Origin of the sequence: Vibrio sp. Vb0888, from assembly GCF_033338835.1 — a bacterium.
Taxonomy (GTDB): Bacteria; Pseudomonadota; Gammaproteobacteria; order Enterobacterales; family Vibrionaceae; genus Vibrio; species Vibrio alginolyticus.
Genome location: NZ_JAWOTL010000080.1, coordinates 1 through 1,698, shown reverse-complemented (window position 1 = coordinate 1,698; position 1,698 = coordinate 1). Strand labels below are relative to the sequence as shown.

Annotated in this window: 2 protein-coding genes; both read right to left on the bottom strand. The window is 46.6% G+C overall.

The window, feature by feature from the left end:
* The coding region (gene alr, locus R7P72_RS23965; protein ID WP_318110820.1) for an alanine racemase at positions 1-1,167 on the bottom strand (1,167 nt) is incomplete at its 3' end.
* A 111-nt stretch (positions 1,168-1,278) separates the two neighbouring features.
* On the bottom strand, positions 1,279-1,698 hold a 420-nt coding region (locus R7P72_RS23960; RefSeq protein WP_318110819.1), incomplete at its 5' end, for a methyl-accepting chemotaxis protein.

Here is a 1,698-nt window from a genome sequence, read left to right as displayed (position 1 = left end):
GTCGGCGTTCTTCTCGATTTCTGCGGCATTGATGGTTTGAGATTTTTGGTTGCCGAACAGAACGACCTCAGAACCCGGCTTCACGCCTTTGATATCGGAAACGTCGATCATTGTTGTATTCATTGACGTTACGCCAACCACTTTTGCACGTTGACCATTAATCAGCACGTCTGCCGTATTGCCCATTTTTCTTGGGTAACCGTCAGAGTAACCGACAGGAAGGTTCGCCATTACGCTTTCTTTAGTGGTTGTAAAGCTGCTGTCGTAACCCACAGTGCTGTTTTTCGGTAGGTGGTGCAGTGATGCTACGCGTGTTTTGAAAGACACGATAGAAGGGTATTCAAGGTTAGTTGGTAGATCACCGTAAAGCACACCACCAGGACGAACCATATCAAGTTGAGCTTCTGGTACGTTGAGCGCTGTGTACGAGTTCGCTACGTGCAGAAGAATGTCTTCACGTTTTAGATCCGCTTCTTCAATTAGCCATGCCGAGCTTTCTTTGAATGAGCCAAGTTTCGCGCGTACTTCTTCTGCGTTGTAATTCGGGAAGTGCGTCATGATACCGACAATCTCAACGCCAGATTGCTTAGCAATCGCAAGGGCTTCTTTTTTGCCGTTTTCTGTCGTCATGTCAATGCCGTTACGACCCATACCGCCGTCGTTAAGCGCAAGGTGAACTTTGACTGTCTTGTTTGCTTTTTTAGAGACTGCAGCGATCGCTTTTGCTTGAACAAGCGTGCCGATTAGCTCTTCAACATTAAGATCAAGTGCACCTTCAATTTCGCCAATCTCTGCTGAACGAACACGCATTAATTGACCTTTAAAGCCGCTGTCTCGCACAACTTGTGCTTCTGCATTACTTGCGATTGCTACGCAAGGAATTTGCTGTTCTATGATAGTTGGCATTAAGCCTGCGATACCGTTGCCATAGGCGTCAGCTTTCATCACCGCACAGATTTTAGTCTGGTCACTCATGTGTGACTTAAACTGCTCGATGTTTTGCTTAAACTGACCTAAATCGATTTCTAGCCAAGTGTTGGATGATTGAATTTGACTCTCTTGGTCTAACGTCGTTTGAAGCTGGAGTGGAGCTGCGATTGAATGCATAGCAGGGGTGAACGTTGCTGCAGCAATGGCAATAGAAAGAAGAGTTTTCTTAAGGCGCATAAAACCTCCATACGCGTTTTTTATTGTTAAAGGAAAGCGTACGAGGGAATGTACGCCAGAAAAACAAAACGCCCCAAACTGCGGAGCTTGGAGCGTTTTTGTCGAGTCGTTTTAGTTTAGCTTAAAGCGGCTCATTACATCTTGAAGAGATACGGATAGCTGGCTCAGTTCGCGGCAAGCTTGTGCAGTTTGCTCTGAACCTTGCGCGACCTCTTGAGACGCAAGATGGATGTTTTCGATGCTACGGCTTAGTTCCTCAGCAACTGAGTCTTGCTGGTTACATGCTGTTGCGATTTGACTGCCCATGTCTGAGATATCAGAAATCGCATGTTCGATGTCGTTCATCAGTTGTTTTGACTGAATGCCTTGGTCAGCGCACTCGGCAATGCTTGTGCGAGAAAGCTCAGTCGCTGATTTCGCGTCTTTCGCTAGTGATTGTAGCTGCTCGATGATCGCTGTGATTTCACTTGTTGAATCTTGAGTACGGCCAGCAAGAGTACGAACTTCGTCCGCTACAACAGCAAAACCACG